This window comes from Nocardia sp. NPDC047038, from assembly GCF_040644075.1.
Lineage (GTDB): Bacteria > Actinomycetota > Actinomycetes > Mycobacteriales > Mycobacteriaceae > Nocardia > Nocardia sichangensis.
Genome location: NZ_JBEYVQ010000003.1, coordinates 21,226 through 46,702, shown reverse-complemented (window position 1 = coordinate 46,702; position 25,477 = coordinate 21,226). Strand labels below are relative to the sequence as shown.

Annotated in this window: 20 protein-coding genes, 1 tRNA gene and 1 riboswitch; of the genes, 6 read left to right on the top strand and 15 right to left on the bottom strand. The window is 67.4% G+C overall.

Going from position 1 to position 25,477, the window contains the following annotated elements; translation table 11 throughout:
* Positions 1 to 10: 10 nt before the first annotated feature.
* On the bottom strand, positions 11 to 367 hold the full coding sequence (locus tag ABZ824_RS13655; RefSeq protein WP_355079195.1) for a type II toxin-antitoxin system RelE/ParE family toxin: 357 nt from the start codon (positions 365 to 367) through the stop codon (positions 11 to 13).
* 68 nt (positions 368 to 435) lie between these two features.
* Positions 436 to 1,755, bottom strand: coding sequence for an aminotransferase class V-fold PLP-dependent enzyme (locus ABZ824_RS13650; protein WP_356963534.1), 1,320 nt, complete (start codon positions 1,753 to 1,755; stop codon positions 436 to 438).
* 47 nt (positions 1,756 to 1,802) lie between these two features.
* Positions 1,803 to 1,916: riboswitch (SAM riboswitch) on the bottom strand.
* A gap of 534 nt (positions 1,917 to 2,450) precedes the next feature.
* Here ABZ824_RS13650 and ABZ824_RS13645 point away from each other — a divergent pair.
* Positions 2,451 to 6,362, top strand: a complete 3,912-nt coding sequence (locus ABZ824_RS13645; RefSeq protein ID WP_356963881.1) for a Pls/PosA family non-ribosomal peptide synthetase — start codon at positions 2,451 to 2,453, stop codon at positions 6,360 to 6,362.
* Positions 6,362 to 7,705 carry a M1 family metallopeptidase gene (locus ABZ824_RS13640; RefSeq protein ID WP_356963533.1) on the top strand — a complete coding sequence of 448 codons (1,344 nt, stop codon included), beginning with the start codon at positions 6,362 to 6,364 and terminating at the stop codon, positions 7,703 to 7,705. Before ABZ824_RS13645 ends, ABZ824_RS13640 begins: the two co-directional genes overlap by 1 nt.
* Here the strand turns inward: ABZ824_RS13640 and ABZ824_RS13635 are convergent, their stop codons facing one another.
* Entirely contained in the window at positions 7,706 to 7,891 is a 186-nt protein-coding gene (locus tag ABZ824_RS13635; RefSeq protein ID WP_355079203.1) for a hypothetical protein, read from the bottom strand.
* A 28-nt stretch (positions 7,892 to 7,919) separates the two neighbouring features.
* The gene (locus ABZ824_RS13630; protein ID WP_356963532.1) at positions 7,920 to 8,378 is read right to left on the bottom strand and encodes a DUF2752 domain-containing protein; all 459 of its coding nucleotides are present in this window, start codon (positions 8,376 to 8,378) and stop codon (positions 7,920 to 7,922) included.
* Positions 8,379 to 8,613: 235 nt separating this feature from the next.
* Between ABZ824_RS13630 and ABZ824_RS13625 the strand changes: the two genes are divergently transcribed.
* Together ABZ824_RS13625 and ABZ824_RS13620 are read left to right on the top strand one after the other, a co-directional pair.
* Entirely contained in the window at positions 8,614 to 9,666 is a 1,053-nt protein-coding gene (locus tag ABZ824_RS13625; RefSeq protein ID WP_356963531.1) for an alpha/beta hydrolase, read from the top strand.
* Between the two features lie 290 nt (positions 9,667 to 9,956).
* Positions 9,957 to 10,412: a hypothetical protein gene (locus ABZ824_RS13620; protein WP_356963530.1), complete on the top strand. Its 456-nt coding sequence runs from the start codon at positions 9,957 to 9,959 to the stop codon at positions 10,410 to 10,412.
* 8 nt (positions 10,413 to 10,420) lie between these two features.
* On the opposite strand, the gene ABZ824_RS13615 is transcribed toward ABZ824_RS13620, so the two are convergent.
* The 5 genes from ABZ824_RS13615 to ABZ824_RS13595 form a co-directional block, all read right to left on the bottom strand.
* Positions 10,421 to 11,062 (bottom strand): hypothetical protein, encoded by a 642-nt coding sequence (locus tag ABZ824_RS13615; RefSeq protein ID WP_355079213.1) that lies wholly within the window; start codon positions 11,060 to 11,062, stop codon positions 10,421 to 10,423.
* 166 nt (positions 11,063 to 11,228) lie between these two features.
* Positions 11,229 to 12,809, bottom strand: a complete 1,581-nt coding sequence (locus ABZ824_RS13610; RefSeq protein WP_356963529.1) for an MFS transporter — start codon at positions 12,807 to 12,809, stop codon at positions 11,229 to 11,231.
* A gap of 379 nt (positions 12,810 to 13,188) precedes the next feature.
* Positions 13,189 to 14,181 carry a small ribosomal subunit Rsm22 family protein gene (locus ABZ824_RS13605; RefSeq protein ID WP_356963528.1) on the bottom strand — a complete coding sequence of 331 codons (993 nt, stop codon included), beginning with the start codon at positions 14,179 to 14,181 and terminating at the stop codon, positions 13,189 to 13,191.
* A 98-nt stretch (positions 14,182 to 14,279) separates the two neighbouring features.
* Complete coding sequence (locus tag ABZ824_RS13600; protein WP_356963527.1) at positions 14,280 to 15,530, bottom strand: SpoIIE family protein phosphatase; 1,251 nt, start codon at positions 15,528 to 15,530, stop codon at positions 14,280 to 14,282.
* Positions 15,527 to 16,336, bottom strand: a complete 810-nt coding sequence (locus ABZ824_RS13595) for an alpha/beta hydrolase (protein WP_355079221.1) — start codon at positions 16,334 to 16,336, stop codon at positions 15,527 to 15,529. The genes ABZ824_RS13600 and ABZ824_RS13595 overlap by 4 nt, the downstream gene beginning before the upstream one ends.
* A gap of 336 nt (positions 16,337 to 16,672) precedes the next feature.
* On the opposite strand from ABZ824_RS13595, the gene ABZ824_RS13590 reads away from it, so the two are divergent.
* Entirely contained in the window at positions 16,673 to 17,008 is a 336-nt protein-coding gene (locus ABZ824_RS13590) for a DUF4333 domain-containing protein (protein WP_355079223.1), read from the top strand.
* A 35-nt stretch (positions 17,009 to 17,043) separates the two neighbouring features.
* Here ABZ824_RS13590 and ABZ824_RS13585 read toward each other — a convergent pair whose 3' ends face one another.
* Positions 17,044 to 17,913 (bottom strand): SDR family NAD(P)-dependent oxidoreductase, encoded by an 870-nt coding sequence (locus ABZ824_RS13585; RefSeq protein WP_356963526.1) that lies wholly within the window; start codon positions 17,911 to 17,913, stop codon positions 17,044 to 17,046.
* 85 nt (positions 17,914 to 17,998) lie between these two features.
* The gene (locus ABZ824_RS13580; RefSeq protein ID WP_356963525.1) at positions 17,999 to 19,633 is read right to left on the bottom strand and encodes a GMC oxidoreductase; all 1,635 of its coding nucleotides are present in this window, start codon (positions 19,631 to 19,633) and stop codon (positions 17,999 to 18,001) included.
* A gap of 376 nt (positions 19,634 to 20,009) precedes the next feature.
* Here ABZ824_RS13580 and ABZ824_RS13575 point away from each other — a divergent pair, with 376 nt between their 5' ends.
* Complete coding sequence (locus ABZ824_RS13575) at positions 20,010 to 21,104, top strand: cytochrome P450 (protein ID WP_355079229.1); 1,095 nt, start codon at positions 20,010 to 20,012, stop codon at positions 21,102 to 21,104.
* Between the two features lie 93 nt (positions 21,105 to 21,197).
* On the opposite strand, the gene ABZ824_RS13570 is transcribed toward ABZ824_RS13575, so the two are convergent.
* The 4 genes from ABZ824_RS13570 to ABZ824_RS13555 all read right to left on the bottom strand — a co-directional run bounded on the left by ABZ824_RS13570 (position 21,198) and on the right by ABZ824_RS13555 (position 25,467).
* Positions 21,198 to 23,003 (bottom strand): serine/threonine-protein kinase PknD, encoded by a 1,806-nt coding sequence (locus tag ABZ824_RS13570; protein WP_356963524.1) that lies wholly within the window; start codon positions 23,001 to 23,003, stop codon positions 21,198 to 21,200.
* Between the two features lie 338 nt (positions 23,004 to 23,341).
* A tRNA-Thr gene (locus tag ABZ824_RS13565) sits at positions 23,342 to 23,417 on the bottom strand.
* A gap of 63 nt (positions 23,418 to 23,480) precedes the next feature.
* Positions 23,481 to 24,686, bottom strand: a complete 1,206-nt coding sequence (locus ABZ824_RS13560; RefSeq protein WP_356963880.1) for a DNA polymerase III subunit delta' — start codon at positions 24,684 to 24,686, stop codon at positions 23,481 to 23,483.
* 274 nt (positions 24,687 to 24,960) lie between these two features.
* Complete coding sequence (locus ABZ824_RS13555; protein WP_355079233.1) at positions 24,961 to 25,467, bottom strand: DUF664 domain-containing protein; 507 nt, start codon at positions 25,465 to 25,467, stop codon at positions 24,961 to 24,963.
* Positions 25,468 to 25,477: the final 10 nt, after the last annotated feature.

Genomic DNA, 25,477 nt, shown 5'->3' with positions numbered 1-25,477 from the left:
ATCACCACGCTCAGCCATTGATCTCATCCTCCTCGGCCGTATGCCGCTCCGCGATGCAGCGGTCGAGCGCTCGTCGCGCTCGCTCGACCTCGGCATGCTCCCGCATCCTCGTCTTGACGAATACGGTCAGCATCACGATCCGACGACCAGGTGCAATCCAGTAGGTGAGCCGGACCGCGAAACTGTCCAAATAGAACCGCAGTTCCCGCAGCTTACCGTCCAGCTGCCGGGTATACGGCTCGCCGAGCAGCGGTCCCTTGTCCCCGAGCAAATCGATGTAGAACGCCACCCGGGCGAATGCGACCGAGGGGAGCCTTTCCACCCAATCGCGCACCTCCGGTTCCAACTCCACAATACCCCAACCCATAGCATCAATGCTATATCGGCTGGGAGCCTTAGTACCCTTTTCGACGAGATCGAGGAACAAGCGTCGTTTCAGCCGACTAGGCAGGGAGCCGCGCCGGTGGGGGCGGTGGAGGTGAAGGGGCGCGTTTCCGGGGTGGGGTTCCATACGCCGTTCTCGGCGGCGTAGTTCCAGGTGGGGCCCGTCGCCACGAGGGTGGCGATCGCATCGATCAGGCGGTCCACGTCGGCGGAGGTGGTGCCGAGGCCGATGCTCGCGCGCAGGGCGCCGTCCAAGCCGAGGCGGGTGAGCAGCGGGTGGGCGCAGAAGCGTCCGTCGCGGACGCCGATACCGTGTTCGGCGGAAAGAAAGGCGGCGACCTGGCCGGGGGCGAAATCGTCCAGGGTGAACGCGACGATGCCGACGGAGTCGGGGCTGTCGGTCCAAATGCGCAACAGCCGAACGCCAGGAATCTCGGCCAAGCCGTCGCGGAGACGGTCGGCGAGTCGATGTTCGTGCGCGGCAAGGGTTTCGGCGTCGATGGCACAGAGCGCGTCACAGGCGGCGGCCAGCGCGGCGGCGCCGAGCACGTTCGGCGACCCGGCTTCGTGCCGCTGCGGAGCGGGCGCCCACTCGGCCGCGTCGGTACTCACCTCACGCACCGCGCCCCCGCCCGCGAGGTAGGGCCGCGCCGCGTCGAGCCAATCCCGTCTGCCCACCAGCACACCCGAGCCGAACGGCGCGTACAGCTTGTGGCCGGAGAACGCCAGATAGTCGATTCCGCTGGCGCGCAGGCTGATTCGACGATGCGGAGCCAGCTGGGCCGCGTCGACCAGGATTCGGGCGCCGCACTGGTGCGCGACGGTGGCCAGCCGCTCCAGCGGAAGCACCTCGCCGGTCACATTCGACGCACCGGTCACCGCGAGCAGTGCGGCGGGCCTACTGCACAGTTCGGCGACCAGCCTGCCGATGGTCTCCTCCACCGTGTCGGCGGCCTGCACGACCCGCCTGCCCTGCCTGGTCCAGGGCAGGAAGTTGGCGTGGTGCTCGATGTCGAGCACCACGGTGTCGCCGGGCACGCAGGACGCGAGCAGGTTCAGCGAGTCGGTGGTGTTGCGGGTGAATACCACCACTTGATCGTCGGCGGCGTCGAGGAACCGGGAGACCGACCCGCGGGCGGCCTCGTAGCACTCGGTGGAGATCCGGGAGGCGTAGCCCGCGCCGCGATGCACGCTCGCGTAGTACGGCAGCAACTGCTGCACCCGGTCGGTGACCTGCGTCAACGCCGGCGCGCTCGCCGCGTAGTCGAAGTTGGCGTAGGTGGCCGTTCCGCCTTGCACCAGCGGAACGAGCAATTCGTCGCCGGAGACCCGGGCGAGAGCGGCACAGGTGTTGTCGACAGTGGTAGTCATCACGTGAATCCCGTCGGCTCAGGGACCCGCAATCGCATGATTCGTCGAGTCCGCGCTTGCCGCGCCCGGTCGGGCGGCGGCCGGGTCGTCACCCGGAGCACCCCACCGCGGAGGAGGGTTGCCGGCCAGCAAGCCGGGGCTTCGCGCTGGCACTCATGACCTGACCCGAGGGTGGCAGAAGCGCCCCGGCGCTGTCAACCACGTTCGACCCCGAGTCCCCAGGAGCACCGCGTGGAGATAACCACCAGGCGTGAGCCTTTACAAGCATCCCGACCACAGCACGCGAGCCGCTGCCTCGGGATCCCACGCGCCCCTCGGCAACTGACGCCTTCGACCGCGCTCCGAGGCGGCGGACCGGTCGCAGGCGCCACGAGCCTCGACGCCGCACGCGCCCATCCCGAGGTCCGCACCGCTTCGATGAGCGGAATCACACCCGCACACGAGCGATCTCCCGGCGAACCCGAGGGTCGACGGACCGACCAGCGATTGCCCTGTCGCGGCGGCGAATATCGATCCCACCTGCAACAACGCGCACGGCGCCCGCCGATCCGGCGCCCGCTCGGGTGAACAACGAACGACGACAACCCCGGGTACCGTGGACAACTGGCCATCGTGGCGTTTGCCCTTTGGTAACCCAGCTATGACACAACAACGGGAAAGTGTGAGGCGAGTCGATGGGAGGTGCGCAGAGCACCATGCTCGAGATAGACGTCGACGCGCCCGCGGGCCCGTTGTCGCGCGGTGACCGCGCGCCGGAGGCCAGGACACTGGTCGACATCCTGACCGCGACGGCGCTCGCCCACCCCGACGCCCCTGCCATCGATGACGGCCGAGTAGTGCTCTCCTACCTGGAGCTGGTCGTCGAGATCGAGAAGACCATGGCCCGTCTCGCCACCGCTGGTGTGCGACCGGGCGACCGGGTCGGCGTACGCATACCCTCGGGCACCCGTGAGCTCTACGTGACCATCCTCGCCGTCCTGTACTCCGGCGCGGCCTACGTGCCGGTCGACGCGGACGACCCGGACGAGCGCGCCCAACTGGTCTTCGGCGAGGCGCAGGTCACCGCGATCGTGACCGCGGCGGGCATCGAGACCACCGCCGCGGGCATCCGCGCGGCGGAAGAGCAGCGCGAGGAAAACTGGTCGACGCTGCCGACTCCCCGCGACGACGCCTGGATCATCTTCACCTCGGGGTCCACCGGCACCCCGAAAGGCGTTGCCGTCACCCACCGCAACGCGGCCGCCTTCGTCGACGCTGAAGCCGACCTGTTCCTTCAGGACGCCCCGATCGGCCCGAGTGACCGTGTACTCGCCGGATTGTCGGTCGCCTTCGACGCGTCCTGCGAGGAGATGTGGCTGGCCTGGCGCAACGGCGCCTGCTTGGTGCCCGCTCCGCGTGAGCTGGTGCGCACCGGCGCCGATCTCGGTCCCTGGCTGGTGCGGCGGCGGATCACCGTGGTCTCGACCGTCCCGACCCTGGCGGCGACCTGGCCGGTCGAGGCGCTGGAGGCGGTGCGCCTGCTCATCTTCGGCGGCGAGGCCGTCCCGCCGGAACTCGCCGAGCGTCTCGCCGGAAACGGTGATGTGGCGCGCGAGGTGTGGAACACCTACGGCCCCACCGAAGCCACGGTCGTCGCCTGCGCCGCGCGGTTGGACGGCCAGTGGCCGATCCGAATCGGATTGCCGCTCAACGGCTGGGATCTGGTCGTCGTCGATGCGGCGGGTAACCCGGTGGCCGAGGGGGAATCCGGCGAACTGGTGATCGGCGGCGTCGGGCTGGCCCGCTACCTCGACCCGGCCAAGGACGCCGAGAAGTACGCGCCGCTGGCCTCCGTCGGCTGGGAGCGCGCGTATCGCAGCGGCGACCTGGTGCGCAACGACAGCGCCGGTCTGGTCTTCCTCGGCCGCGCCGACGATCAGATCAAGCTGGGCGGGCGGCGCATCGAACTCGGCGAGATCGATAACGCTCTGCAACGCCTGCCCGGAGTCACCGGCGCCGCGACGGCCATCCGCACCACAAAAGCGGGCAACAAGCTACTGGTCGGCTATCTGACCGGACCCGGACCGGATTTCGATGCCAAGGCCGCGCGCGCGGTCCTCGCCGGACAGTTGCCCGCGCCGCTGGTGCCCCGGCTCGCGGTGGTCGACGAACTGCCCACCCGCACCTCCGGCAAGGTCGACCGCGACGCGCTGCCCTGGCCGCTGCCCAACGCCGCCGAGGACGACGACGACAACGACCTGACCGGCACGGCCCTGTGGATCGCCGGACTCTGGGACGCCATCCTCGGCGCGGAGGTCGGCGATCTCGACGCGGACTTCTTCGACCTGGGCGGCGGTTCACTCGCGGCGGCCCAGCTGGTCACCGCCTTGCGCGAACGGTATCCGCAGATCGCCGTCGCGGACGTCTACGACCATCCCCGCCTGGGCGCGCTCGCCGAGCTGCTGGAGCAGACCACGCCCACCGTGGCCGTCGCCGACCGGACGGTGCGGCCGACGCCACCGCTCGCGCAAGCCGCGCAGGTACTCGCCACCATCCCGCTCACCACCCTCACCGGCCTGCAGTGGCTCAGCTGGCTGGCGATCGTCGGCAACATCGCGGCCTGGTCCGGGTCGCTGCCATGGCTGCCACAGCTGTCCTGGTGGTGGACGCTGGTCGCGTTCCTGCTGTTCATCTCGCCGCTCGGCCGGATGACGATCTGCGTGGCGGGCGCGCGGCTGCTGCTGCGCGGCGTCCGGCCGGGGCGCTATCCGCGCGGGGGCTCGGTGCATCTGCGGTTGTGGGCGGCCGTGCGCCTGTCCGAGGCCAGCGGCGCGGAGAATCTGTCCGGCGCCCCCTGGATGGTGCCGTTCGCCCGCGCGCTCGGCGCGAAGATCGGCAAGGGGGTCGACCTGCACAGCCTCCCGCCGGTGACGGGGATGCTCGAACTTGGCGACGGTTGCAGCGTGGAGCCGGAGGTCGACCTGTCCGGCTACTGGATCGACGGCGACGTGGTGCATCTCGGCCCGATCACCGTCGGCCCCGGCGCGGTGGTCGGCTCGCGCTCGATCTTGTTGCCCGGCACGAAGATCGGCAGGAACGCCGAGGTGGCGCCCGGCTCCGCGGTGGCGGGCAAGGTGAAGGCGGAACAGGAGTGGGCCGGTTCGCCCGCGGTGAAGGTGGGCAAGGCCCAGCACCGCTGGCCCGCGCACACGCCGGCTCGAGCCCGCCGCTGGGTCGGCGTCTTCGGTGTCACATCGATGGCGCTGGCCGCCATGCCGATTCTCGGCATCGGCGCCGGTGGCGCGTTCCTCGCCTGGTTCGTTCGCGACACCCGCACGCTCGCGGGCGGCGTCGCGCGCGCATTCGCCGTGCTTCCCTTCGCGACCCTGCTCAGCCTGGGCGTCTACGCCGCGGCGACCATCGTCGCGGTCCGGCTGCTGAGCATCGGCCTGACCGAGGGCTATCACCCGGTGCGCAGCCGGGTCGGCTGGCAGGCATGGGCCACCGAGCGCCTGCTGGATTCCGCACGCACTTTCCTGTTCCCGCTGTATGCCAGCCTGCTCACCCCGCTGTGGCTGCGCTTGCTCGGCGCGAAGGTGGGCAAGAGCGTCGAGGCCTCCACGGTGCTGCTGCTGCCGAAGTTCACCACCGTCGCCGACGGGGCGTTCCTGGCCGACGACACCATGATCGCCGGTTACGAACTCGGCGGCGGCTGGCTGCACATCGGTGCGGCCAAGGTCGGCAAGCGCGCCTTCCTCGGCAACTCCGGCATGACCGCCCCCGGGCGACGGGTCCCGAAGAACGGGCTGGTCGCGGTGCTGTCGGCGGCGCCGTCCAAAGCGAAACCCGGCTCGTCCTGGCTGGGCAGCCCACCGGTCCGGCTGCGCCGCGCCACGGAGAACGCCGACACGGCGCGCACCTTCGATCCGCCCGCCCGCCTGCGCGTCGCCCGCGGCATCGTCGAGACGTGCCGCTTGATCCCGGTTCTGGTGACCTTCGCGATCGGTCTCGGCGTGCTGTGCACCCTCGCGTGGCTCGCGCAAACCTTCGGCCACCTGACCGCCGGGCTGCTCAGCGGACTGGTGCTGCTGGCGGCGGGTGGCGTCGCGGGGGCGACCTCGGTGGCCGCCAAGTGGTTGCTGGTGGGGCGGATCCGCGCCGAGGAGCATCCGCTGTGGAGTTCGTTCGTCTGGCGCAACGAGGTTTCCGACACGTTCGTGGAAACGGTTGCCGCACCATGGTTCGCGCGCGCGGCGACCGGGACGCCCGTCCTGAACCTCTGGCTTCGCGGTCTCGGCGCAGGCATCGGGCGCGGGGTATGGTGCGAGTCCTACTGGCTACCGGAGGCGGACCTGGTGACTCTCGGCGACGGCGCGACCGTGGAACGCGGATGTGTGGTGCAGACCCACCTGTTCCACGACCGGATCATGGCCATGGACACCGTCACCCTCGGCGCGGGCGCCACCCTCGGTCCGCACTGCGTGGCACTGCCCGCCTCGACGCTCGGCGACGGCGCGACCATCGGCCCGGCTTCCCTGGTCATGCGCGGCGACGCGGTGCCCGCCTCGACGCGCTGGTGGGGCAACCCGATCGCGCCCTGGTTCACGGGCGATCCCGGGGCACGCTGATGGCGGGCAAGTTCTACGAAGCCCCCATCGACGAGTACCTCCCGCAGAACGGCAACCGGGGGTATCGCGTTTCCCGGTACGAGCTGGAACTGGCCTATCGGGTGTCCGCCAACCGGCTCACCGGGCGCGCCGAGATCACCGCCGTGACCACCGAGGCGCGCACTCGGTTCGCACTCGATCTCGGCCAAGCGCTGAGCGTGTCGAAGGTGTCCGTCAACGGGATCAAGGCCGCGAAATTCGCCCATCAGCACGGCAAGTTGGTCGTCACGCCGCAACAGCGGATTCCGGCGGGCGGCGCGCTCGCGCTGGTGGTGCAGTACGGCGGCACCCCGAAACCGGTGCGCGGGCCGTGGGGCGAGGTCGGGTGGGAAGAACTCACCGAAGGCGCGATCGTGGCCAGCCAGCCCAATGGCGCGGCGTCCTGGTTCCCGTGTGACGACCACCCGAGTTCCAAGGCCAGCTACCGGATCTCGATCACCACCGATTCGCCCTACTACGCGGTGGCCAACGGCACCTTGCTGCGCAAGCAGACCAAGTCCAGTCAGACCACATGGGTGTACGAGCAGGCCGAGCCGATGTCGAGCTACCTGGCCACCATCCAGATCGGTCACTACCGCAAGCACCGCATCGGTTCTTCGCACGCGGTGCCGATGCAGGCGATCCTGCCTGCGCGGCTGCGCGCCAACTTCGACCACGACTTCGCTCGTCAGCCGAGGATGCTCGAGGTCTTCAGCGAGAAGTTCGGCCCCTACCCTTTCGCGGACTACACCGTCGTCGTCACCGACGACGAACTGGAGATCCCGATCGAGGCGCAGGGCATCTCCATCTTCGGCGCCAATCACTGCGACGGCCGCCGCGGCGCGGAACGACTGGTCGCGCACGAGCTGGCCCACCAGTGGTTCGGCAACAGCCTGACCATCCGGCAGTGGCGGGACATCTGGCTGCACGAAGGCTTCGCCTGCTACGCGGAATGGATCTGGTCGGAGGCCGCGGGCGGGCCGACCGCCGATCAGCTGGCCCGCGCCGCACGGCACAACCTGGCCCGCGAGCCCCAGGACATCGTCATCGGCGATCCGGGACCGCAGCGGATGTTCGATGACCGCGTCTACAAGCGGGGTGCGCTCACCCTGCACGCTTTGCGCCTGGAACTCGGCGACTCGACCTTCTTCGACCTGCTCCGGGAATGGACCATTCGCTACCGCCACTCGTCGGTGACCACCGAGGAATTCACCGACCTGGCCGGGCACTACAGCCTGGTGTCGCTACGCCCACTGTGGGACAGCTGGCTGCTCGCCGAGCGACTACCGCAGCTGCCCCCCTACGGCGGCGCATCGACGGCCTGATCAGAACACCAGATAACGCGCGGCGAGTTCCTCGACCAGCGGATCGTCCTCCGGCACGTTGGCCAGCGCGTCCAGATCGGTCTCCACGGCGATCTGCCGGGGGTCGTCGTGCTCGGTGTCCCGGGGGTCCTCGATGAGCTGGCGCAGCAGTTTCTGCTGCACCCTGGTCTTCAGCGAATCTCTCATACCTTGGGGCTGCCCGTACATTCGCGTGTTACACCGGTGTGAACAGGGTTCCCCACGGCGTATTGCGTACCACCGTGTAGATCGCCAGCAACGCGAAGAACGTCCACATGGTCGTCCGGCTGATCGACGGCAACCGCATCTTCCGGCCGCGCCACCCCTGAACCGTCCAGTCCAGCACCCACACCGCGAACGCGAGAACCAGCGGAAGCGCGAGCAAGTTGCTGTGCAGAGCATCGATGACATGCCCGTCGGTGAGGTTGTGCACGGCGCGCATCCCGCCGCAGCCGGGGCAGTAAAAGCCGGTCAGCGCGTACACCGGACAGGTGCCGTAGGAACCCTCGACGTGCGGATCGCGCAGGTGCAGCAATACGCCGACGCCCACGCCGACACCCGCCACCAGCAGCGGAAGCGCCGCCCCGCGCCACCCGGTCTTCGGCTCGGTTCCCGGGTCCGTCACGGGCCCGGATGCAGGGTGCGCGATGTCCACGAGTCAACCGTAACCGGGCGATGAGGCGCGCCGCCACGGCAGCGCCCCGATCGTGGCATCGCGGTCCGACAGCCCAAACGAAGCGCGTCTGACTTTTTCTTTCGAAATGATCTTTTGCCGTACCGAATCCGGGGGTACTCCCCGATATAGACCAGGAATACCGTCGTACAGCGCTAACACTAGCAAGCACCGCTGCTTGCACTGTACGGTGACGGTGGACACAAAGGAGTGCCTGATGCTGGTGAAGTCGATGAGGACGCTGGCGGACGCGCATAACGGTGCGCTCACCGCCGATTACCGTGCCGGACTGCGGTCCCGCACCTTCCGTACCGCGTCGTTGAACGCGCCGACCGCTCGCCACGCGGTCATTCCGGTCACCACCCAAGACGGCGCTCGCTTGCGAGTACACGCGTACGGTCCGGCCAAGGGCGATGTCATCGTCCTGATCCACGGCTGGAGTTGCAGCATCGAGTACTGGAACCCGCAGATCAACGCGTTCGCCGACCGGTACCGCGTGGTCTGCTACGACCAGCGCGGGCACGGCGCGAGCGAACTCGGCAAGTCCGTCCCCAGCAAGGAGTCGCTGGCCGACGATTTGTCGGCCGTGCTGAACGCCACGCTGCGCCCAGGACAGCGGGCCGTGCTCGTCGGCCACAGCATGGGCGGTATCACCGTGCAGGCGTGGGCCGCTCGCTATCCGGAGCAGGTCCGCAAGCAGGCCGCGGCCGCCGTCCTGTTGAACAGTACGTCGGGCAACATCCGCTACGACACCGATCTGCTTCCGCTGCTGAACAAGCCGTTGACCTTGGCGGACCGCCCGATCACGGTGTTCGGCGCCACGGTACGGATGCCCATGATCGTGGCCGAGACGCTGCTCACCGCCCCCGTCCCGCTGCCGGGCGGCTGGCCGACGAGCGCGCTGCTCAAGGCGCGCGTGATGAACCCGCACGCAACCGCGGACCAGGTCGAGTTCGCGCTCGGCATCGTGCGCTCGTGCCGACCGCTCACCCGAGGCAGGCACGCCGCCGCACTCGCCGACATGGATCTCGCCGAAGCGGCCGCCTCCCTCACCGTGCCCACCACGGTGATCGCGGGCGCCCACGACCGTTTGCTGCCCGAGCGCATGTCGCGCCGCATCGCCGACGCGCTCGCGGAAGCCGGTCATTTGGCCGCCTACCACGTCTGGCCCACCGGACATCTGGGCAATATCGAAGCCGCCGACCGCTTCAACGCGGAATTGGCCGCCATCGCCGAGCGCGCCCACCTGCGCTCCGCAGCCGCCGGCTGACCCCGGAGAACGTTCTCCTGGACCGGTCAACGGCGCCCGGTCCAGGAGCGGCGTTTCCCGAAGCGCGGTCGGCGATCCTGTCCGCTTCGCGGCGACGGCTCCATTCAGTTTGCTAATGCGTTACCAAACCGATGGCGCCCGCGAAAAACGCTGTCGCTCATCGTGAATTTCTGGCGCGCCGACGCCGAATCGCCGCCGCCCACCGCACCCTTCGTACGCTCCCGTTAACACTCAGCGAACTCATGTCGACACAGCAGGCAGACAGTTCGAGTCCGACGAAGGGAGCAGCGGTGGATGTCCGGCATGGTGTAGCGGTCATAGCTCTGGCCATCGGCACACTCGGTGTGACCGCCCCGGTGGTATCCGCGCTTCCGCTCGGCGTCCCCCCGGCACGAACGCTCTGCGACGGTGGCGGCGCGGGCATCGGCATGATCGCCGCCTACTACGACCCCGACCGCAACTACTCCGGTCTGCCCACGCTGTGGATCCGCCCCGAGTTCGTCTTCGCGCCCGACCGGCCCGGCGGCTCCTGCGGCGTGGAAGTCACGGTTTCCTGGCGAAATTCCGACACAGGCGTGTACGGCACCCTGCCACCGATCCGGGTCGACGACAGCACACCGGCCGAGGAGAACGTGGCAGGCTCATGGATACCGGTGCCCATTCCCTCCGGTCTGGGCCGCGTGGAAGTCCTGATCGCGACGGACGCTCCCCACGTTCCCGGAAAGGGAGTCTTCGTCGTGACGTAGTCGGCGGCTCAGCCGGTGCCGCGGCGTGACTTCATCATCCGAACCCATTGGGCGATGGCCGCCACGGCCGAGAACATCGCCGTCGCACCGGCGAACAGCGCGGTACCGGTGAGTTTCGCGGTCTCGAACTCGACCTTTCGCAGCCCTGGCAGCGGATATTGCCCGTTGCCTGAAGCCCATCGGATCACGTAGCCGACCTGCGTGCCGAGGTCGGTGGGCGGACCGGAGCCGATCATGGAGCGCAACTCCGGCCCCTTGCTGTTGAGATAGACCAGCGTGAAGGCGATGAAAAGCGCCACCGCCACCGCCGAACCGGTCGTCAAACGCGCGAGTGCCTCGGTGCGGGACCAGAGATTGGCCAACGCCGCGAGCACCGTGAGGAATATCGCGATGGTGGCGAAAATGGCCCATGTGCCGCTGAGATTGGAGTGCGCGGGCGGATTCTTCGACCAGAGCCCCACGAGCGTGGTGGTGATGTGGGTCTGGCCGAAGGCGTTGCTCCAGATCGTGCCATCCGGTCCGCCGGTGGCGAGCCACGGCTTGAACAGCAGGGTGAACGTGATGATGCTTCCGCCCGCGGCACACAGATAACCCGAGTTGTCCCGGAGCAAGACCACCAGCGGTTGCGCTGCCGCCCGGATTTGCGGCAAGCGGGTCTGGAGTTTCGGCGGCCGCCCCCGAAGTTTCGGCAACCGCGACCGGAGTTTGGCGACGTCTACCCGGCGTTTCCGAGTACTGCCCGGCGAGCGGCTCGTCGCCCCCGCCTGTTGCTGCCGATCTCGATTCGCTCGCCAAGGAGTTGGCTGCACCATGTCGCTAATCGCCCTTCATCGATTCGACAACTGATGGGCCGCCAGATATCGGCTCGCTGATCAGCGGCTCTCGCCCAACTGGCTCCTCGTGTCGACCGTCGACGGCCACCCCGGGGGCAGTTGCCGTTGGTTTCGCCACGGACAGCGGATCCGCGATGTCCTCCAAGGACTGCCCCTCCGCGTTCACTCCGAAGAACCAGGCGACCAGGCCACCGAAGATCATGAACCCGGCGCCGATGAGGTACCCCACCGTGAGCGGGAACCGGTCGGGGCTCGGGTTGTCCGCGCCGCCGACAAGATGCCCGAAGAGGAACGGCGCGACGACCCCGCCCGCGCCCTGCGCGATGGCGAAGAAGAACGAGATGGCCTGACCACGCAGTTCCAGCGGGAAGATCTCGCTGACCGTGAGATAAGCAGACGACGCCCCCGCCGAGGCGAAGAAGAAGATGACACACCAGAAGATGGTCTGGGTGGTGGCGTTGAGAATGCCCGCATTGAATGCCCACGCGGAAACGAAGAGCAACAAACCGGAGCCCACATAGGTGGCACAGATCATCTTCCGGCGGCCGATACTGTCGAAGAGCGGGCCGAGTACCAGTGGGCCGATCAGATTGCCGACCGCGAACGGGAAGAAATAATAGCCCGTGTGATCAGCCGGCACGTTGTAGAAATTGATCAGCACCAGGCCGACGGTGAAGAAGATCGCATTGTAGAGAAAAGCCTGCGTAGCCATCATCGTGAATCCGAGAAAGGAACGCGATGGATATCGTCCGAAGAAGATCCGGGCCATCTGCAGGTAGGACAGCCGATCCGCGTCCACGATGTCCAAGGCTTTGCTCTCGTCGACCGCGGGGAGCTCGATCCCCCTACTCCGCAACTGCCCTTCGATCTCGTCGACGGTCCGCTCCGCTTCCTCGGCCCGCCCGTGGGTGAGCAGCCAGCGCGGGCTCTCCGGAATGTGCCTGCGCAGGAAGATGATGATGAAGCCGAGGACGGGTCCGATGAAGAATCCGATACGCCATCCCCAGCCGGTCGGGATGAATCGCTCGTTGAACAGGATCAGGCTCGCGGCCGCTCCCAATGCCGCGCCACCCCAGTAGGTGCCGTTGATCGCGATGTCGACGCGGCCCCGATATCTGGACGGCATGATCTCGTCGATCGCCGAATTGATCGCCGTGTATTCGCCACCGATTCCGGTGCCCGCGATGAAGCGGAACAAGTACAGCGACCATGCGTTCCAGGAGAAACCGGCCAACCCACTACCGATCAGATAGATCGCCAGGGTCAGGATGAACAGCTTCTTACGACCGAGCCGGTCGGTGAGCCTGCCGAACACGAGTGCGCCGACAACCTGACCGGCCAGGTACCACGAGGCCATCGCACCGACCTGCCCGGAGGTCAGATGCAGCGTTTCGACGTCTTGCAGCGGTCCACCCATGCTGCTGACGATCTGGATCTCGATTCCGTCCAGGACCCAGGAGACCCCGAGCCCGACGACGATGAGCCAGTGGAACTTGGTCCACGGAAGCCGGTCCATCCGAGCGGGAACCAGACTTCGTACGACCTTGGTTTGCGTTTCCAGCACTTGACGGATCACCTCGATTTCAGAAGAAGGCCGGACCGTCGAGGGGCCTGCGCCGAGCCCCCGACCGAGCGCCACACAGGGATCACCTCGCCCCCTCACGAACTCGACCAGTAGGCGGGACCGACGCCCGGAACGCGGAAGCCCCAGCACAGCGCGGGCGTGAGCCGGGATCGCGCCTCGACATCTGCACTGGTGTCGCTCCTCAACGGCCTGAGCGGAACACGGTTACGCCCGATTTACCTAAATATTGGATCGTTGTGAATTGTGCCACTAGTTGGCGGCTCATTAAAGCCCGGCATCCTTCCCGACCCCAGGCGACACTCGGCGCAGCTTGCCGAGCGGCGGGTCAGGCGGGGGATCAATCTTCGGGCAGTGGCGATCAGTCCGCCGAGCGGTGGGATGGTGGCCAGGTGTCGCCCCATTCCGCGTCCCTTGCTTCGCGGTAAGCCTCGCCCTGTCGCTTCGAGACGAGGGTTTGCCGCACGCCGTCGTCGGCCGTGCAGACTTCCAGCGTGACCAGGCCCTTACGTTTGAGCGGATGTCGCAGGATTCGACCCGCGGCGGGGCCGTGCGCGGTCCGAGAGGCGATCACATAGGAGAACTTCTCGTCTTCATGGCCGAGTTCGCCCCCCTTCAACCGCCGGTGCAGGGACGTCCGGTTGATTCGCGTGCTGAAATGGCACCAGTCCGTCCCCGCGGCGAGCGGGCACATCTGTTGGTGCGGGCAGGGGGCCACGACCGTCAGACCGGCTTCGATCAAGACGTCGCGGGCGGAGAGGATTCTGCGATGGCCGTCCGGAGTTCCCGGCTCGATGACGGCCACCACTTCCGCCCCCTCGGCCGCCCTGGCCACCAGATCGGCTTGGTCTGCCTCGGAGAGTTCGCTCAGCACATAGGAAATCGTGACGAGGTCCGCTCCGCCGAATGCTTGCTGAGCGGCGAAGGAGGTCCGCCGCCACACGGCGGAGCGCATCGCCGCGGAGGTGGCGTCGGACGCGAGCTTGCGCCCTAAAAGCAGTGCTTCGTCCACCTGATCCAGTACGGTCGCCTCGGCCAAGGAGGGGAACAGTTCGCTCGCTGCCCATAGCGCCGCGCCGGTGCCCCCGCCGACGTCGAGCAGTGTCTCCGGCCGAAAGCCGGGCGCCTGCTCGGCGAACCGCTCGAGCGCACTGTGCACAGCGGCCCACGTCGCGGGCATGCGATAAGCGGCGTAGGCGGTGACGTCGGCGGTCGTAGCGAGAATCGGCGCCGCCGCCGGGCGCGGGTCCCGGTAGCGCGAGATCAGCCGGTCGACCGAGGTGGCAAGCTGCCGCTGGGGAACGCCCGCGCATGCCCGGTCGAGGGCCTCGACAAGTTCGACGGGCAGTTCCACCCGGGATAACTCCTCTGGTCTGTAATGGCCGGCCCGTCATTCTGTCACTGCGGTGCCGACCCTACTTTCCTGGCGCTGTGCGGCAGCGTTCCAGTGCGTCACACCTGGGGCGGAGGTAGCGCGTGGACGGCGAGGAGGGCGGTGTCGTCCTCCACCCCTGGTCCGAAGGAGTCGAGCAATTCCCGGATGGCTTCGATACCGCCGGATGCCGTCACGGGCGCCAGCGCGCGAGCGAATTCGAGGAGGGCTCGATCGCCGTAACGACCGCCGTTCTCCGTGACGCGAGCTTCGGTGAGGCCATCCGTATAGAGCAGCAGCGTGTCCCCGGCCTCCAGCCGGAAGCTTCTGGTGACGATCCGGGCGTGCGGGATCGCCCCGATCAGCTGGCCACCCTGGGTGTGCATCTCTTCCACGGCGCCGTCGGAACGCAGGAGCAGCGCCGGCGGGTGCCCGCCGCCTGCCAATGTGATGTCGCAACCGCCGCGATCGGCAGTGGGACGGATGAGCCCGAAGATGATCGTGCAGAACCGGGGCCTGTGACCGTGGTATCGCTCGGTGAGCGTGGTGTTGAGCGTGTCCAGCACTGCGGCTGGGTCGTGGGTGTATGCGGTGGCCGTGCGCAGTGTGTAACGGGCCAGTGAAGTGAGTGCCGCGGCAGGAGCTCCTTTGCCACAGACGTCGCCCAGGAACATTCCCCAGGTGTCGGCAGTGATGGGGAACAGATCGTAGAAGTCGCCGCCGACCTCGTCGGCAGAGGCGATGTGGTAGTACGCGGCGACTTCGACGCCGGGAACCTGAGGCAGTTCGGGTGGTAGCAGGGTGGTCTGCAAAGTGGCGTTCAGACGCTGGAGGCGTTCGCGCTCCTCCTCGGCTTCGCGTCGTGCCCGCAGCAACTCCGTCTCGTAGGCCCGGCGCTCGCGGGCGTCGAAGACGGTGGTGCGAATCAGTAGCGGTTGCCCCTCCCTGCCGGTTTTGACGTGCGAGCTCACCAGGACGGGTAGTCGCCGACCGTCGGCGGTCTTCATTTCCAGGGCAATGCCACGGATGTCGCCCTGCATCCGCAGCAGAGGTGCGAAGTGGGTTTCGTGATAGAGGCGACCGCCCACGGTGAGCAGGTCGGAGAAGTGCTTGCGTCCCACCAGTTCGTCGCGCCGCCAGCCCAGCCAGTCCAGCAGTGTGGCGTTCACTTTGGCGATGCGGCCGTCCAGCGAGGTGGAGAGGTATCCGCAGGGGGCGTTCTCGTACAGGTCCTCGGCGCTGTCCTCCAGTAGCGCGGCGAACACCGCGTCGTCATCGGCCCCCGCTCCGAGAGCGCTGGCGCCGTCTCGGTCGCCCGCCGCGCTCGTCATCCGGTTTCCGCGGCGAAGGCGGCGATGGCGGCGGCGGTCTCGTCGGGAGAACTGAGCTGCGGGCAGTGTCCGGTCGCGGCGAGCGTGACCAGCCGACTGCCCCTGATCCGTTCATGGACGAACGCCCCGACCTCGGGTGGGGCGATGGCGTCGGCCGAGCACTGCAGAATCAGCGTGGGTACACCCACCGCGTCCAGATCGTCCCGGTTGTCGGAGAGGAACGTGACGCGCGCGAAGACGCGCGCGATCTCGGGGTCGGTGCGGCAGAAACTATTGGTGAGTTCCTCGGCCAGCTCCGGCCGGTCCGGGTTGCCCATGATGACCGGCGCCATCGCGCCCGACCAGCCCAGATAGTTCGCATCGAGCGCCTCCAGCAGTTCCTCGATGTCGGCGGCGCTGAAACCGCCTCGGTACCCGGTGGCCGGATCATCGATGAAACACGGCGAGGGAGTCACCAGTACCAGTCCGGCGAATGCCGCGGGCTCGCGTGCGGCGGCCAGCACTCCCATCGTCGCACTGACCGAATGTCCTACGAAGACCACCGGCCCCAGTTCCAGCTCGCGAAGTAGCGCCAGCACATCCTCCACGTAGCCGTCCATGCTGGAGTAACGCGACGGGGTCCACGCCGAGAGATCCGAGCGGCCCGCACCCACGTGGTCGAACAGGACGACGGTGAAGTCACGCTCCAGAACCGGTGTGACCAGGCGCCACATGTGCTGGTCACACCCGAATCCGTGGGCGAGCACGACCACCGGTGCGCCGATCTTGCCGCGCACGATCACATGGTTCCTGCTCAACACCGCCACACAGACACCTTCGCAGAATATCTACGCTGACGCCCACCACCGATATTTTGCCAGGTTGCCCCCTCGGGTGAGGCTCCCGGGCAGCAGCGGAGTGGATGACATCCGGCACGGCGGACCGCCGCCTCGCGCACTGGCGCGATCGGCCGCTTTCTGACTGATCAATCGATCAAAACGGGACAGGGTGAGCGCCCCGGAAACCGTCGCTCGAGGCGCCTTGGGCGCGAGTTCTGTTGAAGGAGTTGAGGTGGACTGTCAGCTCGGTTCCCGCGGCGACGACCCGATGTTGGCGGAAGATGGTCTTGCCAAGTCGTTCAGGGGGTGGATAGGACTATCGGCGTGGTTGATCAACAGAACGTAGCCCGCACTGTCATGGCGGTTTCCTCGGCCGTGGTCGCCGTCTGCGCGGTGGCGGTGACGGTGAAGCTGATGGGCGCCGATCTCGACCCGGTCCAACAGCCGCGGGTGTTCGATCAGACAGCGTTGGAGCAGCAGGTGGCGAACAGGCTGCAAGGCGTGGGGGACCAACCTGCCGGTCGAGTGACCTGCCCCGGTTCTGTTGTGGTCCAGGTAGGCAACCAGTTCAAATGTCAGGCCTGGACGTACCTTCACTCGAAGGATGTGCTTGTCGAAGTGATCAGCGACCAGGGCGAGATCTCGGTGACCCGTTCGTAGCACCCGAGGCCCGGCCCGCACCTGCGGTCCGGTGTTCAGCGGCGGAACCTACGTTCCAGAATGCGCTGGGCTTGGTTGCGGTGGACGGCAGACCAGGCTTGGACCCGGATCGCCCACCAGGGGGCGATGTCGCGGGGTTTGGTCGTGACGGCGTGCGAGACGAGGTCGGAGGCTTCGTCGACGGTCAGACCGGGGGTGCGGCTGAAGTCGGTGGGGGCGCTCATCCTGGTGTGGACCAGGGGCATGTAGATCGATGTAGTGGTGACATCGTCGCAGGCGATTTCGGCGGCCACGCTGCGCAGCCAGACGTCGAAGGCCGCTTTCGAGGCGATGTAGGCCGACCAGCGTGGACTCGGCGGCAGGAGCACGCCCCAGGTGGAGATATTCACGATATGCCCCTGCTTGCGTGCACGCATATGGGGCAACAGAGTAAGCAGCAGCCGCACCGGGCCGAGATAGTTGATGTCGATGGTGCGGGTGAAATCGTGGAAACGATCGTAGGACTCGGCGATGGGCCGCCGAATCGACTTTCCCGCATTGCTGATCACGGCATCTATGTGTCCGTACTCGGCCAGCAGTGACCGGCCGAGCAGGTCGACGGCATCCAGGTCGGTCAGGTCGGTCGTGTACGCGTGGGCCGTGCCACCGTCAGCCGCGATGTCGGCGGCCAGCTGTTCCAGTTCCGGGCGGGACCGAGCCACCAGCGGCACCACCGCGCCCGCCGCGGCCAGCTTCCGCGCACTGGCCTTGCCGATGCCGTGCGAGGCCCCGGTCACCAGCACCACCTTGCCTGCGACAGCCGCCCGCAGTGCTTCCTCGGTGGGCCGGGCTGTCGGATACAGCAACCGGATCGCCAGCCGTTCGGCGAGTGACCGTCCACTGTTCGTGGCCGGAGTCTCGTTCACAGCTCGACTGTATAAGGGCTGATCCGAGAACTCACGTGCCATGGCGAACTGGACCCGAGTCGGCGTCGATAGGCCCGCTCGCCCACTACCCCCCGGAACGAATGATCTGTTCGATATTGCGCTCAGCCAGCGCGCTGATAGTCAATGAAGGATTCACTGTTCCGGTGCTACCCGGCACAGCTGCTCCGTCCATCACGTACAGGTTCCGATAGCCACGCACCCGGCCGTATCCGTCCGTTGCGCGCCCGATCACCGCTCCGCCCAACGGATGGGAGGTGAACGAGGCGTCCGCGTCGAAGGCGGGTCGAGAGATGGGCTGACAGTTGCAGGCCGCGTTGTTGTTGACTTCCCTCGCTCGCGCGAGATAACCGGCAGCGCCGTCGGCCGGCCACCGCAGCTCCACGCGCCCATCGGCCGGGTCGCAGACGAACCGGCCGCGGGTGTCGTCGAGCACGATGCCCAACGATGCGAGAAGGGTGGTGTCGAAGGGCGTCGTGCCGGGGATGTACCAGTTCTCCAGCGACACGGGTGTGCCCGCCTCGTCCAGAATCCGGCTCGCCGACGGTGTGCCCTGCGTGCCCACCTCGAGCGTGCTGAGCGGCCGCGCCAAGGCGACATCGCCGTTGCTGCCCCAACCTTCCCCGACGTGCTCGTTCAGGTTCGGCAGCGCGCCGGTTTCCCGCGCACGCACCAGCAGTTCGGAGGTGCCGATGGAGCCCGCGGCCAGGAACAGCATGTCGCAGGTCAGCGTCCGGGTGCGGAGCACTTCACCGGTCGGGTCCAGTTTGGTCACGGCGACGCTATAGCGACCCGACGCTCCCGGTTCCTCGGCGATGGCATCCACGCGATGGCCGGGGTAGATCCGGGCACGGCCGGTGCCCTCGGCGTAGAACAGGTAATTCTGGTTCAGATCGAATTTCGCGCCGTTGGAGTTGCCCAGGTTCGAGCAGCCGACCGTCGCCGACGGCCTCGATCGCCCGGCCAGTTCGGCGCGGATGACATCCCAATTCCAGGTGCCGTCGATGCGTTGCGGCGTATAACCGGCCACGCGGACCTGTTCGTCCCAGGCCCGCGAGTGCACGAACGCGAAAGAGTTGTAGATATCGTCGGGTATCACGCTGGGCCGCAATACTTCTCGGACCTTGGGGTAATAGACGTCGTGCATCTCGCGATAGTCGACCACGCCGCGGAACACATGGTCGAAGAATCGCTGCTCCGGCTCGATCATCACCCCGGTGAACACCACCGAGCCACCGCCCACACACGCACCGCGCCACACGTCGATGCCCGGATAATTCGTGACATCGAGGACCCCGCCGAACGGATCGATCTGCAGCGGAATCCGGTTCACCCCGGTAAAGGTCGTGCGATGCCAGAAGCCGCGGCCATCGGGAATCGTGTCGGTGGCGAAGATGTCACGCCACGGATCATTCGGCCAGCGCGACCCGCGCTCGAGCACCGCGACCTCGATCCCCGACTGCGCCAGACGCAGCGCGGTGACCGACGCCCCGAACCCCGATCCGATGACGATCGCGGGCACATGGTCGGCGGGATCCGGCAGCGGCGCGAAGATCTCCGGCACCAACATGCGGTACATCGATGTTCTCGGGCTCGGGCTGAAATCGTCGGCCCACGCCGCAGACGCGGCCGTGCTCGCACCGGCGACACCGAGCATCGTCGCGGCCAAGCCGGCACTCTTGACGAAACCACGCCGGTCCATCGTGCCTCTCGTTCGATCCGAACGTCGCTCCACAACACTTCAGCACCCGCATGGACGACCATGCGTAGTACCTTCCTGGCCCAGCTCATCGGCACCGCCTAGTCGGCGACATCCGTTAACGCTAATAGTTCAGCAATGTAATAGCTACTCTTATCATGAGGAGTGGGTCGGGAGTGAGGAGGCGGCGATGTTGACTCGCGCCTGGATTCGGTGGCTATTCACTCATGGCCTGTTACGGACCTATCTCCGATGGGCGGCACGCCGGGGTGACCCGCTCGGGCAAATCGCTGTCGGCCAGGATCGCTTGCTCGGCTCATCGCCATATATCGAGGAGATCCGGCGGCGCGGCCGTATTCCCAGCATGTCGGGCGTACACGTGACGGCAGACTACGAACTGTGCCGACTCATCTTGCGCGATCGACGCTTCGGTGTGGTCACCCCATTCCATCCAGCCCTGCCGAAGCCGATCCGCCGGGCGCTGGACAAAACGGATCTGGGTCTTCCCAACCTCGGGGAGCCGCCTTCGATGCTCGTGACCGATCCGCCGGATCACACCCGGTACCGACGCCTGGTCCGGCACGCATTCGGTCCGAAGGCGATCGCGGCGCTGGAGGGACGAGTCACCGAAGCGACCAACGACTTACTCGATCGCCTGGAATCGAAGCCTCGCCCTGATCTGATCGAGGACTTTTCCGCACAGCTGCCCGTCACGGTCATCGCCGAGATCCTCGGATTGCCCGCCGACATGCATCCGACCCTGCTGAAATGGGGAGACACGGGTGCGCCACTGCTCGAGCGTGGCCTGAGCTGGACCACCTACCGCCACGCCATCGAAGACTTGGTCGAGGTCAAACAGTACTTCGACCACTACCTCGACGAACTCGCCGCCGAACCGAACAACGACGTACTCAGCATGCTGGCGACAGACGGCGAAACCACCCGTCGCGAGCAGGTGGCCAACGCGGCCCTGCTGCTGGACGCCGGCTTCTTGACGACAGTGAACATGCTCGGCAACGGAATCGTCCTACTGACAGGCCATCCAGACCAGCTGGAATCGCTCATCGCGCAGCCGGACTTGTGGCCTAACGCAGTCGAGGAAATCCTGCGCTACGACGGTCCCGTGCGGATGACCGGCCGGGTCGCGAACTGCGACGTCGACATCGCCGGTGAGCGCATCGAATCGGGTTCCCTGGTCCTGCTGTCGTTGGCCGGCGCCAACAACGACCCCGCAGTCTTCCCAGATCCCCACCAATTCGACGTGACCAGGGACAACGCCACGGAACATCTCGCGTTCAGCAGCGGGATACACGGCTGCCTGGGAGCCAGGCTGGCCCGGCTGGAAGGCGCCGTCGCGCTGCGAACCCTCTTCGAGAGGTACCCGAATTTGAGCCTGGACGGTCCGCCGGTCCCCCATCCCTTGCGGAATCTGCACGCCTACCGCTCCATGCCCGCCAAGCTCCTTGCCGACTAGATACCGGGTTCTGCGACGGCGTCGGTCCGGTCCGGCGGGGTCGTCGAAGGAGTGAGGTGCTTCGGCTTCTGGTCGGCGTTGGCCGGTCTGGGGTCAGCCGGCCTGGAGTTTCACCACCGGATCGAGGCCCAGATCGGTGATGTATACATTGCCCGCCGAGTCGACCGCCACACCCTGGGGATTCTTCAAGCCGGTGAACGGCAGTGGGGTGGGCGTCGACGCGCCGGCCGCCAACCTCACCACCCATTTGTTACCCCAGTCCACGACGTACACATCTCCCGCCGTGTCGACCGCCAAGCCCTGGGGATCTTTGAGCCCGGTGAATGGCAACATGGTCGGCGCCGACGCGCCCGCGGCCAACATCCTCACCTGCTCGGTACCCAATTCGGTGACGTATAGGTTGCCCGCCGCGTCGACCGCCACACCATCGGGACCTTGGAGCCCCGTCAACGGCAGTGTCGTCGGCGCCGCCGCGCCCGCCGCCAATTTCAGCACCCGATCATTCCCCCGGTCGGCGACGTATACGTCGCCAGCATTGTCGACCGCCACACCATGGGGATCCTTCAGCCCGGTGAACGGCAGCGGGGCAGGTGTCGACGCGCCCACCGCCAATTTCAGCACCCGATCGTTACTCGTGTCGCTGACGTATACATTGCCCGCCGGGTCGACCGCCACATCCTGGGGATTCTTCAGGCCGGTGATAGGCAGCGGGGTCGGCGTCGACGCGCCCGCCGCCAATTTCAGCACCCGATCGCTACCCATGTCGGTGACGTATACGTTGCCCGCCGGGTCGACCGCCACACCGGTAGGCAGGCTGACGCCCGTGAACGGCAGCGCAGTCTGTGCTGAATAGCCCGGGGCGATAAGTGTGGGCGAGTTGCCACCGCCGCCTGATCCCCGTTGGACACCGACGACGACAGCTACGGCGGCCACCACCACCGCGACCGCGACCGCGAGCAGTCCGGCGGTCTGGCGCGAGAACCTGATTCGCCGCCCATGGCGCGTAGCCACGCCCACGGTGGGACTGACGGGCGAATCGCCCAGCGCGGCGCCGGCGGCCGCGGCCAGTTCACGCACAGTCTGGTAACGATCGCGGGGGTTCTTGGCCATCCCCTTGGCGATGACCGCATCGAACGCAGTCGGTACGTCGGGTGTGGTGGCGCTGGGACGCGGCGGCGGGCTGTGCAGGTGATGGGCGATCACACCCTGCATCCCGAATTCGCTCGCGAATGGCGGCCTGCCGGTCAGGCATTCGAACAACACGCACGTCAACGCGTACACGTCCACTCGGGCGTCGGCCTTGACCTCGGCGTCGATCTCCTCCGGCGCCATGTAGGCGAGGGTGCCGATGGTCTCGCCGGTCGCGGTCAGCGTACGGTCATCGGCGGCGTGGGCGATCCCGAAGTCGATCAGGGAGGCGAACTCATCGGTCCCCAGCAGGATATTGGTGGGTTTGACATCGCGGTGAACCAGCCCGGCGTCGTGAGCCGCCTGCAGCGCACCGGCCACCTGGACGATGATCGCCACTGCCCGCCGCGGCGACAAGGCACCTTCCCGCGCGATCAACGTGCGCAGGTCGGTGCCCTCGATCAGGCGCATATTCAGATAGAGCCGACCGTCGATATCGCCGAAGTCGTGGATGGGGATCACATGCGGCTCGGTCAACTGCGCCACCGCCCGGCACTCCCGGCGGAACCGCTCGCGCAGCTGCTCGTCATCGGCGAAGCGCTCGGGCAACACCTTCAGCGCCACCACCCGATTAGTCAGCGAATCATGCGCCCGCCACACCTGGCCCATGCCGCCCTGACCCAGCAGCGATAACAGCCGATAGCGCCCGAACACCTCGGCTGGCCCCGACCCCCGGGCGGTGTCCCCGCCATTCACTGACGTGTCATCCATGATGCCGTCCCGTGACCACTTGTCTGGCTAACGGCGTACTCGCTTGCAGTTGCACCTGCGAGCAGGTAGCTCCACACTAGTCGATTCAGCCAGGCCGAGGCTCCATAGTCAGGCGGTATCGTCGGTGTACCCGAGGTTGTTCGGCGGCTGCTCGGTACCCGCAGCAGGTGGCTGCTTCCTCACCCCGCACTGCGCAGAAGCTCGACGTACGGCGACGACCGAACCAGGACCACAACGGTTCTCGGGCAACGAGACCGTGTTGACTGCGGCACTGCCATTCGGGTCGAGGCAGTCAGGGTTGATCCCGCAAGCGAAGAAACGTCTTGTACCAGGAATGATGGAGCCGCCTGGGGGAATCGAACCCCCGACCTTTTCATTACGAGTGAAGCGCTCTACCGACTGAGCTAAGGCGGCGTGCCTTTCGGCCAGGGAAGTCTATCGTCTCGCAGGCCCGATCGCGAAAACGGGTGGTCACGGTCACTGGGCGCGGGCCGCGATGAGGGCGGCGGCCATGGCCGCGAGGGCGAAACGGGGTTTGACGTTCTGGTCGAGCGCGGTGCGGCAGGCCAGAACGGCCTCGATGGACTTCAGCAGACCCTCCGGGCGCACGCGGTCGGCCAGATCGTGAATCTCGTCGGACAGGTCGGGGTGGGTGAGCGCGACGCCGGAGCCGAGCCGGGTGGCCCCGAACCGCACGGCCAGTGCGTCCCGATAGACGCCCGCGACATCGATCAGGGCACGATCGAGGGCGTCGCGGCCGGTGCGGGTCGCGCGGGACTTCTGCCGCCGCTCGAGGTCTTTGAGCACGCCCGCGGAACCGCGGGTGGCGCTCGCCGCGCCCTTGCCGGTACCGCCCGCGCCCAGCGCGGTCGCGAGTTCCTCGCGCTCGCGTTCGTCGCGGGCCGCGCTCATCTGCTTGGCCTCGTCGTCGGCCGCGCGCACCAGTTCGTCGGCGGCGGCATAGGCCGCACCGGGCTTGCCGGCCGCGGTGACCAAGGCCAGGGCACGCTGACGGCGGGCGCGTGCCTCCTCGTCGGTGGCGAGCCTGCGGGCACGGCCGACATGTCCGCCGCTGATGGACGCGGCCCAGGTAGCGGTCTTCTCGTCGAGGTTGTCGCGCTCGCGGAGCACTCGCGCGATGGCGGGCACCGATGGCGTCACCAGATGCACGTGGCGGCAGCGGGAACGCAACGTGATCGAGATGTCCTCCGGGTCCACCGAGGGTGCACAGAGCAGGAACACCGTCCGGTCCGGCGGCTCCTCGACGACCTTGAGCAGCACGTTGCCCGCCGCCTCGGTCAAGCGGTCGGCATCCTCGATGACCACCACCTGCCAGCGCCCCGTGCTGGGCCTGCGCGAGGCCACCTGCACGATCTCGCGCATCTCCTTGGTGCTGATGCTCAGCCCCTCCGGCACCACCCGGCGAACGTCGCCGTGCGTGCCCGCCATGGTCGTGGTGCAGGCATGACACCTACCGCACCCGGGCGTCGCCGGATCCGTGCACTCCAGCGCCGCCGCGAAACACAGCGCGGCAACGGATCTGCCCGATCCCGGCGGGCCGGTGAACAACCAGGAGTGCGTCATCGCGCCATCGACCACGCCCCCGCGCGCAGCGACCGCGGCAGCCGTCAACTCGGACTCGACCGCCTCCTGGCCGACCAACCGATCGAAGACTCCCGCCACGTCGTACACCCTAGCCGCCCCTCCCGACAGATCCCGGACGGTCTCGGACACCACGCTCGCCACCGTCGACGGCCCACATACACCAGGCCCGGACGCACCGTCCGGCTCGCCCGCGCACGGCCCGGCCAGCCCACACCACCCGACTCCGCCACGCACCGCTCGGCCGGTCACACGCTGTCCGACTGAGCCGTGCACACGCAGCTCGGCGGGAGCGGGCTGAGTCGGACCGCTATGGATCTTGTCAGCCCATGCGGCCGTAAGCCCTGTTCCGGAACTAGGAGACGCGCTGCTGCGTGCTGTTCGCCCCGTCCAGCTCCTCACGGATGATGTCGGCGTGCCCGGAGTGATGCGCGATCTCCCGCAAGATGTGCAGCACCGTGTAACGCACCGACTGCCAGATCCGCTCCGGAGTCCACGGCGTCGTGGGAGTGGGGATCGAGGTGTCGAGACTGTCCACCGAACGGATCAGCTCGGCCGTCTCCGCCGCCACCTCGTCCCAGTCGGCCAGCAGGCCGGTCAGGGTCTCCTGCTCCGCCATGACGTACTCGCCGCCGAACTTCGAGACATCCAGCTCCGCGTTCTCGTCCCGTCGCACGATCACCGAGGTCCAGTGCCGTTCGCAGCTGACCAAGTGGTGCAGCAGCCCGCCGAGGGTCAGCTCGCTGACCGTGGTCCGCCGCCGCGCCTGCTCGTCATCGACGCCGCGCAGCGTGATCCGGAAAAGCTCGCGCTGGTCGGCGAGCATCGCGATCAGATCCTCGCGCTCCTGTTCGGTACTCATGGCGCTCAGG